This is a genomic window from Dactylosporangium roseum, from assembly GCF_025264685.1.
Lineage (GTDB): Bacteria > Actinomycetota > Actinomycetes > Mycobacteriales > Micromonosporaceae > Dactylosporangium > Dactylosporangium roseum.
This window is the reverse complement of record NZ_CP073721.1, coordinates 6,457,247-6,472,754: the sequence shown is the minus strand read 5'-3', so window position 1 is coordinate 6,472,754 and position 15,508 is coordinate 6,457,247. Positions and strand designations below refer to the sequence as shown.

Annotated in this window: 13 protein-coding genes; 5 read left to right on the top strand and 8 right to left on the bottom strand. The window is 71.6% G+C overall.

Features of this window, described 5'->3' with window-relative positions; all coding sequences use genetic code 11:
* The first annotated feature begins 9 nt into the window (after positions 1 to 9).
* Together Drose_RS30325 and Drose_RS30320 are read left to right on the top strand one after the other, a co-directional pair.
* Positions 10 to 810, top strand: a complete 801-nt coding sequence (locus tag Drose_RS30325; protein WP_390891253.1) for a type 1 glutamine amidotransferase — start codon at positions 10 to 12, stop codon at positions 808 to 810.
* The gene (locus tag Drose_RS30320; protein WP_260724690.1) at positions 810 to 3,710 is read left to right on the top strand and encodes a bifunctional [glutamine synthetase] adenylyltransferase/[glutamine synthetase]-adenylyl-L-tyrosine phosphorylase; all 2,901 of its coding nucleotides are present in this window, start codon (positions 810 to 812) and stop codon (positions 3,708 to 3,710) included. The genes Drose_RS30325 and Drose_RS30320 overlap by 1 nt, the downstream gene beginning before the upstream one ends.
* Before the next feature lie 157 nt (positions 3,711 to 3,867).
* On the opposite strand, the gene glnA is transcribed toward Drose_RS30320, so the two are convergent.
* Positions 3,868 to 5,292 carry a type I glutamate--ammonia ligase gene (gene glnA, locus Drose_RS30315; RefSeq protein ID WP_260724689.1) on the bottom strand — a complete coding sequence of 475 codons (1,425 nt, stop codon included), beginning with the start codon at positions 5,290 to 5,292 and terminating at the stop codon, positions 3,868 to 3,870.
* Between the two features lie 179 nt (positions 5,293 to 5,471).
* Here glnA and Drose_RS30310 point away from each other — a divergent pair, with 179 nt between their 5' ends.
* Entirely contained in the window at positions 5,472 to 5,837 is a 366-nt protein-coding gene (locus Drose_RS30310) for an RDD family protein (protein WP_260724688.1), read from the top strand.
* Between the two features lie 24 nt (positions 5,838 to 5,861).
* On the opposite strand, the gene Drose_RS30305 is transcribed toward Drose_RS30310, so the two are convergent.
* Together Drose_RS30305 and lipA are read right to left on the bottom strand one after the other, a co-directional pair.
* On the bottom strand, positions 5,862 to 6,563 hold the full coding sequence (locus tag Drose_RS30305) for a DUF4191 domain-containing protein (RefSeq protein WP_260724687.1): 702 nt from the start codon (positions 6,561 to 6,563) through the stop codon (positions 5,862 to 5,864).
* A gap of 25 nt (positions 6,564 to 6,588) precedes the next feature.
* Positions 6,589 to 7,524: a lipoyl synthase gene (gene lipA / locus Drose_RS30300; protein WP_260724686.1), complete on the bottom strand. Its 936-nt coding sequence runs from the start codon at positions 7,522 to 7,524 to the stop codon at positions 6,589 to 6,591.
* Between the two features lie 98 nt (positions 7,525 to 7,622).
* On the opposite strand from lipA, the gene Drose_RS30295 reads away from it, so the two are divergent.
* Positions 7,623 to 8,222, top strand: coding sequence for a DUF6928 family protein (locus Drose_RS30295; RefSeq protein ID WP_260724685.1), 600 nt, complete (start codon positions 7,623 to 7,625; stop codon positions 8,220 to 8,222).
* On the opposite strand, the gene lipB is transcribed toward Drose_RS30295, so the two are convergent.
* The 4 genes from lipB to lpdA form a co-directional block, all read right to left on the bottom strand.
* Complete coding sequence (lipB, locus tag Drose_RS30290) at positions 8,206 to 8,838, bottom strand: lipoyl(octanoyl) transferase LipB (protein ID WP_260724684.1); 633 nt, start codon at positions 8,836 to 8,838, stop codon at positions 8,206 to 8,208. The genes Drose_RS30295 and lipB overlap by 17 nt on opposite strands.
* 258 nt (positions 8,839 to 9,096) lie before the next feature.
* Positions 9,097 to 9,987 (bottom strand): TIGR01777 family oxidoreductase, encoded by an 891-nt coding sequence (locus Drose_RS30285; RefSeq protein WP_260724683.1) that lies wholly within the window; start codon positions 9,985 to 9,987, stop codon positions 9,097 to 9,099.
* A gap of 90 nt (positions 9,988 to 10,077) precedes the next feature.
* Complete coding sequence (sucB, locus tag Drose_RS30280) at positions 10,078 to 11,889, bottom strand: 2-oxoglutarate dehydrogenase, E2 component, dihydrolipoamide succinyltransferase (protein ID WP_260724682.1); 1,812 nt, start codon at positions 11,887 to 11,889, stop codon at positions 10,078 to 10,080.
* A gap of 65 nt (positions 11,890 to 11,954) precedes the next feature.
* Positions 11,955 to 13,337, bottom strand: coding sequence for a dihydrolipoyl dehydrogenase (lpdA, locus tag Drose_RS30275; protein WP_260724681.1), 1,383 nt, complete (start codon positions 13,335 to 13,337; stop codon positions 11,955 to 11,957).
* A 202-nt stretch (positions 13,338 to 13,539) separates the two neighbouring features.
* Here lpdA and Drose_RS30270 point away from each other — a divergent pair, with 202 nt between their 5' ends.
* A complete protein-coding gene (locus Drose_RS30270) occupies positions 13,540 to 13,854 on the top strand; it encodes a hypothetical protein (RefSeq protein ID WP_260729868.1) in 315 nt (104 codons plus the stop codon).
* A 6-nt stretch (positions 13,855 to 13,860) separates the two neighbouring features.
* On the opposite strand, the gene Drose_RS30265 is transcribed toward Drose_RS30270, so the two are convergent.
* A complete protein-coding gene (locus tag Drose_RS30265; RefSeq protein ID WP_260724680.1) occupies positions 13,861 to 15,420 on the bottom strand; it encodes a leucyl aminopeptidase in 1,560 nt (519 codons plus the stop codon).
* Between the last annotated feature and the right edge of the window lie 88 nt (positions 15,421 to 15,508).

Sequence of the window (15,508 nt, the reverse complement as noted above, 5' to 3'; positions counted from 1 at the left end):
TGTCGGTGGGTGACGATCGAAGGTACTCCCCGGGGGAACGTGGCGCTGGTCGTCGAGAACGACCCGACCGACGACGTGCGACGGCTCGGCGACTGGCTGACCGGCGGCGGACTCACCCTGGACGTGGTGCGACCGCACGCCGGTGACCCGCTCCCCGCCGACCTGGACGGCTATGCCGCGCTCGTGGTGATGGGCGGGGAGCAGGACGCCTTCCCCGACGAGTCCGGCGAGCGCACCTCGCCCTGGTTCGGCACCCTCGAAGGGCTGCTGCGCAAGGCGGTCCGGCACAAGGTACCGACGCTGGCCGTCTGTCTGGGGGCGCAGCTCCTCGCGCAGGCGCACGGCGGCACGGTCGAGCGGAGCACCGAGGGACCGGAGATCGGCGTCAAGCTGGTTGCCCGCCGCGACGTCGCCGACAACGACCCGATCTTCGCCGCCGTCCCGTTCGCGCCCGACGTGCTCCAGTGGCATCGCGACGCGATCGTCGAGCTGCCGGTCAACGCGGTGCTGCTCGCCGCCTCCACGCACTATCCGGTGCAGGCGTTCCGGGTCGGCGGCTCCGCCTGGGGCCTGCAATTCCACATCGAGTGCGACACGGAGATGTTCGCCGCCTGGGCGATGGACGGCGTGGCGACGCTCGCGGACCTCGGCATCGACCCGATCGAGATGCTGGAGCAGGTCGACGCCGCCCAGGACGACGTCGCGGAGATCTGGCGGCCGTTCGCGGAACGGTTCGCGGCCGTCGCGCTCGGCCGGAGCCCGCACGGCGACGGTGGCCTGCGCTCACTGCCCCTGCTGGGGCCGCGCTGATGCCGAGCCATCTCGCGCGGTTCGGGTTCACGGACAACGCGCGCACCGAGGCGATGACCGGCCCCGACGGTCTGCGCCTGTGGGACGCCGCGGCCCGCACGCCGGTCGACGACGACGCCGCGGCCGTGCTCGACACCCTGTACTTCGCCGCCGATCCCGATCTCGCGCTGTTCCAGCTCCACCGGCTGTTCGAGGCGGCGGGGGAGGAGGTGCGCACCGTGATCATCGAGGACAAGGCCGTGCGCCGCCGCCTCATCGGCGTGCTCGGCGTCTCCGCGACCCTCGGCGACCTCCTCGTCGCCAACCCCGACGAGTGGCACGAACTGCGGGGCGAGCAGAACAAGCGGCCGGCCGGCTACGCGACCCGCGACGTGTCGACGGTGCCGTTGCTGCGCAGCGCGTACCGGCGGGAGCTGCTGCGGATCGTCGCCGCCGACCTGACGGGCGCGGCGGACGTCGAGGTCACCATGCGGCGTCTGACCGAGTTGGCGGACGCGACCCTGGTGGCCGCGCTCGGCATCGCCACGGGCGAGAAGGACGTCTCCGACCAGTGCCGGCTCGCCGTCATCGCGATGGGCAAGTGCGGCGGCCGGGAGCTCAACTACGTCAGCGACGTCGACGTCGTGTTCGTCGCCGAGCCGGCGGCGGAGAGTGTCGACGTCGAGACCGCGATGCGGGCCGGCAGTGCCCTGGCCGCCCGCATGATGGAGATCTGCGGTGTCGTCGCCTGGCCCGTCGACGCGGCCCTGCGCCCCGAGGGCAGCCGTGGCGCGCTCGTCCGGACGGTCGCCTCGCACCTCGCGTACTACCACAAGTGGGCGAAGACCTGGGAGTTCCAGGCGCTGCTGAAGGCCCGTCCGGCCGCCGGCGACCTGGCCCTCGGCGCGGAGTGGCTCGCCGCGCTCCAGCCGCTGATCTGGTCGGCCGCCGAGCGCCCCGAGGCCGTCGACGAGGTGCGTGCCATGCGGCGGCGCATCGTCGACGCCATCCCGCGGGGCGAGGTCGAGCGCGAGATCAAGCGCGGCCCGGGCGGGCTGCGTGACATCGAGTTCGCCGTGCAGTTGCTCCAGCTCGTCCACGGCCGGGCCGACGAGTCGCTGCGGACGCCCACGACCCTCGCCGGGCTGCGTGCGCTCATCGAGGGTGGGTACGTCGGGCTCGCGGACGGCGAGGCGCTGCTCCGGGCGTACCGCTTCCTCCGGGTCGTCGAACACCGCCTCCAGTTGCAACGGCTGCGCCGCACCCACACCGTCCCCGACGATCCGTCGGCCCTGCGCTGGCTCGCGCACGCCCTCGGCTACCGGCCGAGCGCCGCCCGGGACGCCGTCGAGTCGTTCCGCACCGAGTGGGTCCGGCACTCCGGCGAGGTGCGGCGGCTGCACGCCAAGCTGTTCTACCGGCCGCTGCTGGAGGCCGTCGCCCGGGTGCCCAGCGAGCAGCTCCGGCTCACCCCGGACGCGGCCCGCGCCCGCCTGGCCGCGCTCGGTTTCGCCGACCCGGCCGGCGCGCTGCGCCACCTGCAGTCCCTCACCGGCGGCGTGTCCCGCACCGCGGCCATCCAGCGGCAGCTACTGCCCGCGCTGCTCAGCGAGTTCGCCGACGCGCCCGAGCCGGACCGCGGGCTGCTGGCCTACCGGCAGGTGTCGGAGAAGGCCGGCAACACCCCGTGGTACCTGCGGCTGCTGCGCGACGAGGGCCCGATCGCGTTCCGGCTGGCCCGGCTGCTCGCCCTGTCGCGGTACGTCACCGAGCTGCTCGTCCACGATCCCGAGGCCCTGCGGCTCCTCGCCGACGACACGGAGCTCGTACCGCGCAGCGCCGAAGTGCTCACCGAGGGCTTCGCGGCGGCCGCCGACCGGCACGACGACCCCGAGACGGCGATCAACGCGGTGCGCGCGCTGCGCCGGCGGGAACTGTTCCGCATCGCCGGCGCCGACCTGCTCGGCCTCCTCGACGTGGAGGAGGTCGGCACGGCCCTGTCCGCCGTCATCGACGCGACCCTGCGCGCCACGCTGGGCGTGACGTCGTCCGCGGTCGCGCCGCTGCCGTTCGCCGTCATCGGCATGGGCCGCCTCGGCGGTCACGAGACCAGCTACCCCTCCGACGCCGACGTCCTCTTCGTCTACGAGGCCCCGCCCGGCATGGCCGACGACGCCGCCAGCGGCGTCGCCCTGACGGTGGCCGAGGAGCTCCGCCGGCTGCTGGCCCGCCCGGCACCCGACCCGCCGCTGGGTGTGGACGCCGACCTGCGGCCGGAGGGCCGCCAGGGCCCGCTGGTGCGCAGCCTGGGCGCCTACCAGCAGTACTACGCCCGCTGGTCGAAGGTCTGGGAGGCGCAGGCCCTGCTGCGGGCCCGGTTCGTGGCCGGCGACGCCGAGCTGGGGGCGCGGTTCCTGGAGCTGGCGGACGCCAAACGCTACCCGGCGGGCGGCCTCACCCGCGACCAGATCCAGGAGATCCGCCGCCTGAAGGCCCGGGTCGACAGCGAGCGCCTCCCGCGCGGCGCCGACCCGACCACCCACACGAAGCTGGGCCGCGGCGGCCTGGCCGACGTGGAGTGGACGGTGCAGTTGCTCCAGTTGCACCACGGCGCGGCGGTACCGGCGCTACGCACCCCGCGGACGCTGGAGGCGCTGTCGGCGGCCGAGGCGGCGGGCCTGGTGGACCCGGCGGACGCGGCGGCCCTGAAGGCGGCCTGGCGCCAGGCGTCGACGGTGCGCAACCTGCTGACCCTGGTCCGCGGCCGGGCCACCGACCAGCTCCCGCGGCAGGGTCCCGACCTGGCCGCGGCGGCCCGCGTGGTGGGCCGCGGAATGGAGCCGCAGGAATTCCTGGACGAGTACCTCCGGGTGGCCCGCCACGGCCGCCAGTCCGCGGAACGCGTCTTCAACACCCCCTGACCCCCCTTTCTGGCGTTGATCTTGCAGTTGTGGTGCCTGGACACTCCCTGAATGCCCGGTTTGTCAGGCACCACAACTGCAAGATCAACGCGCTGGGGTGGCACGCGAACGGCCCGTCCCCGCTGTGGGGACGGGCCGTTCGCGGGTCGTGGCGGGGTCACACGTCGTAGTACATCGCGAACTCGTGCGGGGTCGGGCGCAGGCGGACCGGGTCGACCTCGTTGATGCGCTTGTACGAGACCCAGGTGTCCACCAGGTCCTGCGTGAAGACGCCGCCCTCGAGCAGGAAGCCGTGGTCGGCCTCCAATGAGTCGAGCACCTCCGGCAGCGAGCCGGGGACCTGCTTGACGTTGGCGACCTCCTCCGGCGGCAGGTCGTAGAGGTCCTTGTCGATCGGCGCCGGCGGCTCGATCTTGTTCTTGATGCCGTCGAGGCCGGCCATGAGCATCGCCGAGAAGGCGAGGTACACGTTGGCCGACGGGTCCGGCACGCGGAACTCGACGCGCTTGGCCTTCGCGTTGGTGCCCGTCACCGGGATGCGGGTGCAGGCGGAGCGGTTGCGCTGCGAGTACACCAGGTTGACCGGGGCCTCGTAGCCGGGAACCAGGCGGCGGTACGAGTTGACCGTCGGGTTGGTGAAGGCCAGCAGCGACGGCGCGTGGTGCAGCAGACCGCCGATGTACCACCGGGCGGTGTCCGAGAGGCCGCCGTAGCCGGCCTCGTCGTAGAACAGCGGCTCGCCGCCCAGCCACAGCGACTGGTGCGTGTGCATGCCGGAGCCGTTGTCGCCGAACAGCGGCTTGGGCATGAACGTCGCGGTCTTGCCGGCGGCCCAGGCGGTGTTCTTCACGAGGTACTTGAACAGTTGCATCTGGTCGCCGGAGTGCAGCAGCGTCGAGAACTTGTAGTTGATCTCGGCCTGGCCGGCGGTGCCGACCTCGTGGTGCGACCGTTCGACCTCGAAGCCGGCGCCCAGCAGCTTCTGCACGATCTGGTCACGCAGGTCGGCGTAGTGGTCGACCGGCGGGACCGGGAAGTAGCCGCCCTTGTAGGCGGTCTTGTACCCACGGTTGCCGCCCGGCTCGTCCTTGCCGGAGTTCCACCAGCCCTCGATCGAGTCGATGTAGTAGTACGCCTGGTTCGCCGAGGTCTCGTGCCGGATCGAGTCGAAGATGTAGAACTCGGCCTCCGCGCCGAAGTACGCGGTGTCGGCGACGCCGCTCGACTTGAGGTACGCCTCCGCCTTCCTCGCCACGTTGCGCGGGTCACGCGAGTAGGCCTCACGCGTGAACGGGTCGTGGATGAAGAAGTTCAGCGCCAGGGTCTTCTCGACCCGGAACGGGTCGATGAAGGCCGACGACACGTCGGGGAGTAGCAGCATGTCCGACTCGTGGATCGCCTGGAAGCCACGGATGGACGAGCCGTCGAAGGCCAGCCCCTCGCTGAACACCTTCTCGTCGAACGACTCCACCGGGACGTTGAAGTGCTGCATCACACCCGGCAGGTCACAGAAGCGCACGTCGACGAAGCGGACGCCTTCGTCCTTCACGTATCGCAGCAGCTCGTCGGAATTGGCGAACACTCGTCCTCCAGGTCGCAGGCAGAACCAGTCTGATGATCACTTCAGTGTGAAGGTGGCTGGTTGATGGCGACCGTAGAACCGTGCGATTGCCCCGGCATGTCCCGACTGTTTCCGCCGTGTTTCGCAGATTGTGATTCAGCCGATCATCGACGCTGTTCAGTTGGGTAGTCTGGGCCGCCGTGGAACTCACCCCGGCCCCGCTCGCGCGACGTTTCGGCGCGCTCCTCATCGACTGGCTGCTGTGCCTGCTCATCGCGGGTGCGATCGCGGATCCGGTTCGAGAGCCGTGGATCGCCCCAGGGATCCTCGTCGTCGAATATGCGCTGTTCCTGGGATTCTTCGGGCAGACCGTCGGCATGAAACTCATGCGGATCCGCGTCGTGTCGATCGTCACAGGCGGCGTGATCGGCGTGCCACGTGCCCTTCTGCGCGGCATCGTCCTGCTTCCGCTCGTCACCGCGCTGATCCTGGACCGGCAGCAGCGCGGCCTGCACGACAAGGCGGCCGGCTCGATCGTGGTGCCGACCGAGCCGACCCCTCAATAGCGCGAAGCGCGGCGGCGTGCGGGCTCAGCGGCCCCGCATCGCCTTGAACGCGCCCTTCGGCGGCTTCATGTTCTTCGGCATGGCGCCACGCGGCATCTGCGGCCGGGCCGACAGGGCCTTGAGCCGCTTGTCGAGGGAGTTGACGTCCTTGCCGGTGATGGTGCGTGGCAGCCGGATGAGCGTGCTGCGCACCTTGGCGAGCGGCAACTGCCCCTCGTCGTTGCCGATGACGTAGTCGCGCAGGTCGGCGTTGCCGATGACCTTGACCAGCCGGCGGCGCTCCTGGTTGATCAGGCCGCGGACCCGGCCGGGGTTGCCCTCGCCGAGCAGGATCACGCCGGGCCGCCCGATGACCAGGTGCACCATGTCGAACTGGGTGGTGGACGCCACGGCGGGGGTCACCCGCCAGTCGCCGCGCATGTTCTCGATGATCGAGGCGGCCGCGCCGGGCTGGCCCTCGGCCTCCTTCATCATCGCCTTCTGCGAGCGGAGGTTGAGCACGATGACCGTGCCCAGCAGCGCCAGCAGGACACCCAGCGGCAGCCAGATCCAGGAGATGACGCCGAAGCCGAAGAGGAGCCCGACCGTGACCAGCGGCACGAGCACCACCGCCACCACGAGCGGCACGAACAGCTTGTCGCGCTTCGCGGTGAACGAGAACACCATGCCGATCTGCTTCAGGCGGGTGAAGAACCCGACCTTCTCCGGCTCCTGGGCCTTTGCCATACCTGAAGAGTCTAGTGGGAAGGCATCAAGCCTTCAGCGCCCGGCTGTCCAGCGCCTGGAGATACAGGCGGCCGGCCCGGTACGAGGAGCGGACCAGCGGGCCGCTGAGCACGCCGGCGAAGCCGATCTGCTCGGCCTCCTCGCGCAGCTCCACGAACTCCTCCGGCTTGACCCACCGCTCCACCGGGTGATGCCGGGGCGACGGCCGCAGGTACTGCGTGATCGTCACCAGCTCGCAGCCGGCCGCGTGCAGGTCCTTCAGCGCCTGCGTGACCTCGCTGCGCTCCTCACCCATGCCGAGGATCAGGTTCGACTTGGTGACCAGGCCGGCGGCACGAGCCTGGGTCAGCACGTCGAGCGAGCGGTCGTAGCGGAACGCGGGCCGGATCCGCTTGAAGATCCGCGGCACGGTCTCGACGTTGTGCGCGAGCACCTCGGGCCGGGCGGCGAAGACCTCATCGAGCAGCGCGGACTCGCCGTTGAAGTCGGGGATCAGCAGCTCGACGCCGCAGCCCTCGACCAGGCCGTGGATCTGCCGGACGGTCTCGGCATAGAGCCACGCGCCGCCGTCGGGCAGGTCGTCGCGGGCGACACCGGTCACGGTCGCGTACTTCAGCCCCATCGTCGCCACCGACTCGGCGACCCGGCGCGGCTCGTCCGCGTCGAACTCGGCCGGCTTGCCGGTGTCGATCTGGCAGAAGTCGCAGCGGCGGGTGCACTGGTCGCCACCGATGAGGAAGGTCGCCTCGCGGTCTTCCCAGCATTCGTAGATGTTGGGACAGCCGGCTTCCTGGCAGACCGTGTGGAGGCCCTCGCGCTGGACGAGGCCCCGCAGGTGCGTGTACTCGGGGCCCATCTTCGCCGAGACCTTGATCCACGGCGGCTTGCGCTCGATCGGCGTCTCCGCGTTTCGCGCTTCGATGCGCAGCAGACGGCGCCCTTCCGGAACAACGACGGTCACAAACCGAAGACTACGCCGCGCCGTTGCCCGAGTGCTGGGAACGCGATTGACGTCACGTTCGCGCCACCCGCGAATGGAGCGGACGGTGAGGTTTCTGAATGCCGCCGATCGGTAACCACCGAAACGTGGCGCTCAACGACACGCTGCTGGCGTTCGCCGACGGCAACCCGATCGACGTCCTGCGGGCCTGTCCGGTGCTGGACAAGCCCGCCACCCGCGCGCTCGCCGAGCGCCTGTTCCCGGGTGCCACGTTGGAGGAGATCGGCGACGTGCTGCTCGTCGACGCCATGGACCCGCCCGAGGACGTGGTCCACGTGGGCTGTTTCGGCACCGTCGACCTGGTCTGCTGCTGGCGGCTGACGCCCAGGCGCCCGTCCGAGCTCGACCCCGTGGTGCTGTCGGCCTCCGAGCGCCGCCACGTGCTGCTGCACACGGCACACTGCGCGGCCGACTGGTGCAGCTACGGCCTCTGGCGCGACGGCACCCGAGTGCGCGCGCTGAGCGCCAGCGGCGACCCGGACGTCTGCGAGGACGAGGGGGAGCGCCTGCCCTTCGAGGACGCCGACGGCGACGAGGCGCTGTGCTGCCGGTCGCTGCTGGGGCTCTTCGGCTTCCGGTGCGGGGACGAGGACCGGATCGACGACGTCGACCCGGAGCTCATCCCGGTGGTCGCCTACCGGATCAGTACAGCTTCGTGATGTGCCGCTCGACGATCGGCAGGATCTCCTCGACCGTCACGTCGCGGCCGAGCTCCGCCGAGAGCGACGTCACGCCCGCGTCCCGGATGCCGCACGGCACGAAGATGTCGTACCGCGAGAGGTCGCAGTCGGCGTTGATGGCGAACCCGTGCAGCGTCACCCCGCGCGCGACCCGGATGCCGATCGCGGCGACCTTGCGGTCCGGCCCGCGCTCGTCGGCGGCGACCCAGACCCCGCTGCGCCCTTCGACCCGCACCGTGGCCAGGCCCAGCTCGGCGCACACGTCGATGAGCACCTGCTCCATGCGCCGCACGTAGGCGACCACGTCGATCGGGTCGGGCAGCTTGACGATCGGGTAGCCCACCAACTGGCCGGGCCCGTGCCAGGTGATCTTGCCGCCGCGGTCGACGTCGATCACCGGCGTCCCGTCGAGCGGGCGGTCCTCCGGCTCGGTCCGCTTGCCGGCCGTGTAGACGCTCGGATGCTCCAGCAGCAGCACCGTGTCGGGTGCTTCGCCGTTGGCGACGGCCTCGTGGATCCGTCGCTGCTCCGTCAGGGCCACCTCGTAGTCGACGACGCCGGCCCGGACGATGTGAAGGTCGAGAACGCTCGTCACGCATGCAGAGTAACCCCGCATCCCGGCCAACGCGCCAGCGCCGGAATGTGCGGCTTCCGGGCATAGCGGTGCGTCGAAGCTCACACCGGGCGTGGTGTTCCCCACATACCGCCCGCGAACGAGCCTCCTCCCTCCGTCGATCTTGCAGTTGTGGCCCCCCACAAACCGGACAAGGCCGGAGTGTCTGGGCACCACAACTGCAAGATCGGCGCACTCTCCGGGGCGGGACGGGGCGCGGGCGGGGCGGGCGGGGTGGGGTCAGGTGGTCATGGCCACGGTCATGGCGTCGTCGATCGTCCGGTGACGGAACGGGAAGCCCTCCCGGGTCAGCACGCCCGGCAGCACCCGCTGGCTGACCAGCGCCTCGCGGGCGAACTCGCCCAGCGCCGCCTGGAGCGCGAAGCCCGGCACGGGGAACAGGTTCGGGCGGTGCAACTGCCGGGCCAGCGCGGCGGAGAACTCGGCGTTGGTGACCGGATCGGGGCCGGTGAGGTTCACCGGCCCGGACACGTCGGCGTCGAGCAGATACGTCACGGCGGCCAGCCAGTCCGGGACGGAGATCCACGGCAGGTACTGCCGGCCGCTGCCGAGCCGCCCCCCGGCGAAGAGCTTGAACTGGAGGTACAGCGGCTTGAGCAGGCCGCCGTCGCGGGCCAGCGGCAGGCCCGTGCGCAGCAGGACGACCCCCGTCCCGGCGTCCTCCGCCGGCCGGGTCGCGGCCTCCCACACCTTGCACAGGTCGGCCAGGAACCCGTCACCCGCGGGTGACTGCTCGTCGACGGTCCGGTCGCCCGTGTCGCCGTAGTAGCCGACGGCGGAGGAGTTGAGCAACACCCGAGGGCGTGGCTGAGCCGCGGCGATCGCCCTGGCCAGGGTGGTCGTGGTGTCGATGCGGCTGTCGACGAGCACCTTCTTGTACGCCGCGGTCCAGCGCTTGTCGCCGACCCCGGCACCGGCCAGGTTGATCACCCCGTCGGCGGCCGACACCACGGCCGTGTCGATCACCCCGGCCACCGGGTCCCACCGCACCTCACCCGCGTTGCGGGCCGGTCGGCGGACGAGCTGGGTGACCTGGTGTCCGGAGGAGCGCAGGTGCGGGACGAGCCGCTGGCCGAGGAACCCGGACGCCCCCGCGATCAGGATCTGCATGTGGTCATCTTGCCCAATCGCCACGCGGGTACCCCGAAAACGGTGCGGCGGCGAGATGGGTGACCCTCCCCGCCGCCGCGCCGTCGTGTGCTACAGGCCCAGGTCGGCCTCGAAGTTGCCGGCCTCCAGGCGCTCCTTCATGGTGCTGAGGAAGCGCGCGGCGTCGGCGCCGTCGACGATCCGGTGGTCGTACGACAGCGCCAGGTAGACCATCGACCGCGGCGCGATGATCTCGCCGAGCTCCGGGTCGTCGACGACCACGGCACGCTTGACGACCGCGCCGGTGCCGAGGATCGCGACCTGCGGCTGGTTGATGATCGGCGTGTCGAACAGCGCGCCCCGGCTGCCGGTGTTGGTCAGCGTGAACGTGCCGCCGGTGATGTCGTCGGGGTTGAGCTTGTTGTTGCGGGTGCGGTCCGCCACGTCGGCGATCCGCTTGGCCAGGCCGCCGAGGTTGAGGTCGCCGGCGTTCTTGATCACCGGGACGATCAGGCCCTTCTCGGTGTCGACCGCCATGCCGAGGTGCTCGGCGTCGTGGTACGTGACGGTGCTCGCCTCCAGGTCGATCGAGGAGTTGACCTGCGGGTGCACCCGCAGGGCCTCGACCGCCGCGAGGGCGAAGAACGGCAGGAACGACAGCTTCACGCCGTGCGTCTGGAGGAACTGCTGCTTGGCCTTCTCCCGCAGCTTCGCCACCTTGGTGATGTCGACCTCGACGACGGTGGTGAGCTGCGCGGAGATCTGCAACGACTCCACCATCCGCCGCGCGATCAGCGCCCGCATGCGGGTCAGCTTCTGCGTCTGGCCGCGCAGCGGGCTCGGCGCCGCCTTCGGGGCCGCCTTGGCCGGGGCGGGCGCCTGGCCGGCCGCCGGAGCCTCGGCCGGCTTGGTGGCGGCGGCCTCCTTCGCCTTGGCCGCGGCGTCGAGGACGTCCTGCTTGCGGATCCGCCCGCCGACGCCCGTGCCGGATAGCGCCGAGAGGCTCACGCCGTGCTCGGCGGCGAGCTTGCGCACCAGCGGGGTGACGTAACCGGCCTCGTCGCCCTCGACCTTGCCGTTGCCGCCGGGGGCCGCCGTCACGCTGGTGGGCGGGCCGGCCTGCACCGGCGCCTTGGCCGCGGGCTGCGGCTCGGCCGGCCGCTGCGGAGCGGCCGCCTGCGTCGCGGGCTGCTGCTGCTGTACGGGCTGGGCCTCCGCGGCCGGCGCGTGCTGGGCCGGCTGCTCCGCCTTCGCGGGCTCCGCCTCGGGCTCGGCCTTGGCCGGGGCCGGCTCGGCCTTCGCGGCCGGGGCGGCACCCGCGGCGCCGATCGTGGCCAGCTCGGCGCCGACCTCGACGGTCTCGTCCTCCGGGACCTTGATTTCGAGCAGGGTGCCGGAGACCGGAGCCGGGATCTCCGTGTCGACCTTGTCGGTGGAGACCTCGAGCAGCGGCTCGTCGGCCTCGACCTGGTCGCCGACCTGCTTCAACCAGCGGGTGACGGTGCCCTCGGTGACGCTCTCGCCCAGCGCGGGCATCTTCACCGGCGTGGTCTCGCCACCGCCCGCGGCGGGCGGCTCCTCGGCCGCGGCGGCGGCCTGCGGCTGCGGCTCGGCCTCCTCCTGCGGTGCCTCTTCCGCCTCCCGCGCGGGTGCGGCGGCGGCCGGGGCGGACTCGCCGCCGGCGGCGCTGTCGCCGATCACCGCGAGCTCGGCGCCGACCTCAGCGGTCTCGTCCTCCTGCACGACGATGCGCGTCAGCACGCCGGCGGCCGGTGACGGGATCTCCGTGTCGACCTTGTCGGTGGAGACCTCGAGCAGCGGCTCGTCGGCCTCGACCTGGTCGCCCTCCTGCTTCAACCAGCGGGTGACGGTGCCCTCGGTGACACTCTCGCCCAGCCGGGGCATGGTTACCGATACCGGCATGTGAAACGACTCCTCGAAACTGTTGCTCTGAAATGTGCTGACAGTGGGTGGTCGGGTGCCAGTGATCAGTGAACGTGCAGCGGTTTGCCGGCCAGCGCCAGGTGCGCCTCGCCGAGTGCCTCGTTCTGCGTGGGGTGCATGTGCACCAGCGGGGCGACGTCGCCCGGGAACGCCTCCCAGTTGTAGATCAACTGGGCTTCACCGATCAGTTCGCTCACCCGGCTGCCCACCATGTGGACACCCACGACCGGGCCGTCCTGGACCCGGACCAGCTTCACGAAGCCAGCCGTCTTGAGGATCTGGCTCTTGCCGTTGCCGGTGAGGTCGTACTGCACCGTCTCGATCTTGTCGCCGTGCAGCTCGCGGGCCTTGGACTCGTTGAGCCCGACCGACGCGACCTCGGGCTCGGAATACGTCACCCGGGGGATGCCGGCCTCGTCGATGACCTGCGGGTGCAGGCCGGCGATCTCCTCGGCGACGAAGATGCCCTGCTGGAAACCGCGGTGCGCGAGCTGGACGCCCGGCACGATGTCACCGACGGCGTAGACGTTGGGCACCGAGGTGCGCAGGCGCTCGTCCGTGAGGACGAAGCCGCGCTCCATCTTGACCCCCTGCTCCTCGTAGCCGAGGTTGGCGGTCGTCGGGCCGCGGCCGACGGCGACGAGCAGCACCTCCGCCTCGATCGTGTCGCCGCCCTGGATGGACACCTTCACACCGGTGTCGGTGCGCTCGACACCCTCGAAGGGCTTGCCCACCTTGAACGCGATGCCGCGCTTGCGGAACGCGCGCTCCAGCGCCTTGGAGCTGGCCTCGTCCTCCACCGCGAGCAGCCGCGGGAGCGCCTCGACGATCGTCACGTCGACGCCGAACGACTTCCACGCGCTGGCGAACTCGCAGCCGATGACGCCGCCGCCGAGGATCACGGCCGACGCGGGCACGTGGTCGAGGCCGAGCGCGTGCTCGCTGGCGATGACCCGCTCGCCGTCGACCACCAGGCCCGGGAGCGTCTTCGAGTAGGAGCCCGTGGCGAGCACGACGTGCTTCGCCGTGTACCGCGTGCCGCCGACCTCGACGGCGTCCGCCGCGACGAGGCGGCCCTCGCCCTCGATCAGCCGGACCTTGCGGGCCTTGGCCAGGCCCTGAAGGCCCTTGTACAGCTTCGTGACCACGCCGTCCTTGTAGGCGTTGACCGCCTTCATGTCGACGCCGCTGAACGTGGCCTGGACGCCGAACTGCTCCGCCTCACGGGCCGCGTCGGCGACCTCGCCGGCGTGCAGCAGGGCCTTGGTGGGGATGCAGCCGCGGTGCAGGCAGGTGCCGCCGAGCTTGTCCTTCTCGACCAGCGCGACGGACAGGCCGAGCTGCGCGGCGCGGAACGCCGCCGCGTAGCCGCCGCTGCCCCCGCCCAGGATCAGGACGTCGAAGGAGTTGGCGTGTGGGTCGCTCACGGATTCTCCCAGGTGATGCACGGGCCCCGGCGGCCCGTGGCGGTGCGAGTGCGGGGTTCGCCCTTCGCATGACGATCCTTGGCCATCTTGTCACTTGTACTGCCCGCCTGCGACGGTAGGTGCCCCACCGGCGTGACGGGGCACTGCGAACGTGTCCTCCCGTCGTACGCTGGGCGGCGAACTGACAGGGGAGGAGCGGATCGTGGCGTGGTTCCGCCGACGCAGGCCGGCAGCCGGTGGGCGCACCGCGAGCCGTGAGGATCTTGTCCATCTCGAGGAGTTCACCCGCTCGCGCCGCGGCGTCGAGGGCTTCATCGAGCCCCGCACGACCGTGACGGAGACGACACTCCTGCTGATCGCGCACGACGGGGAGTGGACCCGCCGGCGCATGGAAAGCCCTCAGGCGGCGCGCCAGTTCGCGCACCGCCTGAGCCTGCCGATCTACGACGTCGCGCTGGTGGGCTATCCGCAGCGGATGCGGGACTACAACGCCCGCAACAAGCGCTCCACCACCTGACGCGGCCTACCGCTCCGCGGCGATCTCCTCCACCAGCTCGACGAGCGTGCGCACCGGCACACCCGTGCCGCCCTTGGACCAGTAGCCGAAGGGCTCACCGGAGTGATAGCTCGGCCCGGCGATGTCGATGTGCGCCCACTGGACGCCCTCGGTCACGAACTCGGACAGGAACACGCCGCCCTGGAGCATGTGACCGGCCCGGTCCATGCCCGAGTTGACCTGTGAGATGTCGGCCACGTCCGACTCCATGCCCTTGCGCACGTCCTCGGGCAGTGGCATCGGCCACACCGGCTCGCCGGTCCGCTCGCCGGCCCCGCGGACCCGCTCGCACAGCTCCGGTGTGCCCATGACCCCGGAGATCCGCTTGCCGAGGGCGATGACCTGGCCGCCGGTGAGCGTCGAGACCTCGAACAGGTAGTCGGGCTCGTCCTCACACGCCCGGGCGATCGCGTCGCCGAGGATCATGCGGCCCTCGGCGTCGGTGTTGAGCACCTCGACCTGCTTGCCGTTGTACATCGAGACGACGTCACCCGGCCGGTACGCACTGCCGGAGGCCATGTTCTCCGCCATCGGCGCGTAGCCGACCACGGCGACCTTCGGCTTGAGCTGTGCGATCGCGATCATGGCGGCGGCGACGGCCGCGGCACCGGACATGTCGGACTTCATCTCCCACATGCCCGCCGCCGGCTTGATCGAGACGCCACCGCTGTCGAAGGTGATGCCCTTACCGACCAGCGCCACCCGCCGGGTCGCCCCGGCCGGCTCGTAGGCGATCCGCACCAGCCGCGGCGCGGCGGCCGAGCCCAGGCCGACCGCGAGGATGCCGCCGTACCCCTGCTTCGCCAGCGCCTTCTCGTCCAGCACCGACACCTCGAGCGAGGTCTCCGCGGCGGCCGCGGCCACCGAGTCGGCGAACTGGGGCGGGCGGAGCTCGTTGGGAGCGGTGTTGATCCAGTCCCGGGTGCGGGCCACGGCGGCGGCGACCGTCGTGGAGCGCTTCAGGGCCGCCTTCGCCGCCTTGGCGCCGGCGTCGGGGACGTGGATCACGGCCTTGCGCACCGGGTCGCGCCGGCCGGCCGCGGGCTTCGTCTTGTAGCCCGCGAAGCGGTAGGCGCCGAGCACGGCGCCCTCGGCGACCGCGCGGACGCCCGCGGTCAGCTCCTCGTCGGTGGGCGTGTCACGGTCCGACAACGGCAGCACGAGGGCCATCGCGGCCGACCCCGCGAGGGCCCGGGCCGCCGACCCGGCCGCGCGGCGCAGCGTCTCCGCCGCCGGCGCGGCGCCCGCCGGCTCCGGGCCGAGCCCGACCGCGACCACCAGCGGCGCGGTGACGGCGCCGAACGCGGCGACCTTCGTCACCTCGCCCACCGCACCGGTCGCGCCGAGCACGCGCAGGGTCTCGGCCAGCCCGCCGCCCGGCCGGTCGCTGAACGCGGCGGCGACGCTCTCGGCGCCAGAGGCGAGCAGCAGTTTGGCGTCGCCCCCCTCGTGCGCGTAGACGCCGACGACGACGGCGTCGACGGCGAGCTCGGCAGGGTCGGTGTCGACGAGGGTCAGGGAGGTCACTCGGGCTCCACATCGCTGATGGTGTCGTTCGCGGCATTTCGACCGCGGCGTTGACCGCAGCTCCAGCATGCCGCCGAATCGGGTGCTG

Coding starts and splice junctions, on each gene's coding strand:
- Drose_RS30305 (WP_260724687.1), bottom strand. CDS start 6,563: ATGGCAAAGGCCCAGGAGCCGGAGAAGGTCGGGTTCTTCACCCGCCTG.
- sucB (WP_260724682.1), bottom strand. CDS start 11,889: ATGCCGGTATCGGTAACCATGCCCCGGCTGGGCGAGAGTGTCACCGAG.
- Drose_RS30285 (WP_260724683.1), bottom strand. CDS start 9,987: ATGCAGATCCTGATCGCGGGGGCGTCCGGGTTCCTCGGCCAGCGGCTC.
- Drose_RS30295 (WP_260724685.1), top strand. CDS start 7,623: ATGCCGCCGATCGGTAACCACCGAAACGTGGCGCTCAACGACACGCTG.
- Drose_RS30320 (WP_260724690.1), top strand. CDS start 810: ATGCCGAGCCATCTCGCGCGGTTCGGGTTCACGGACAACGCGCGCACC.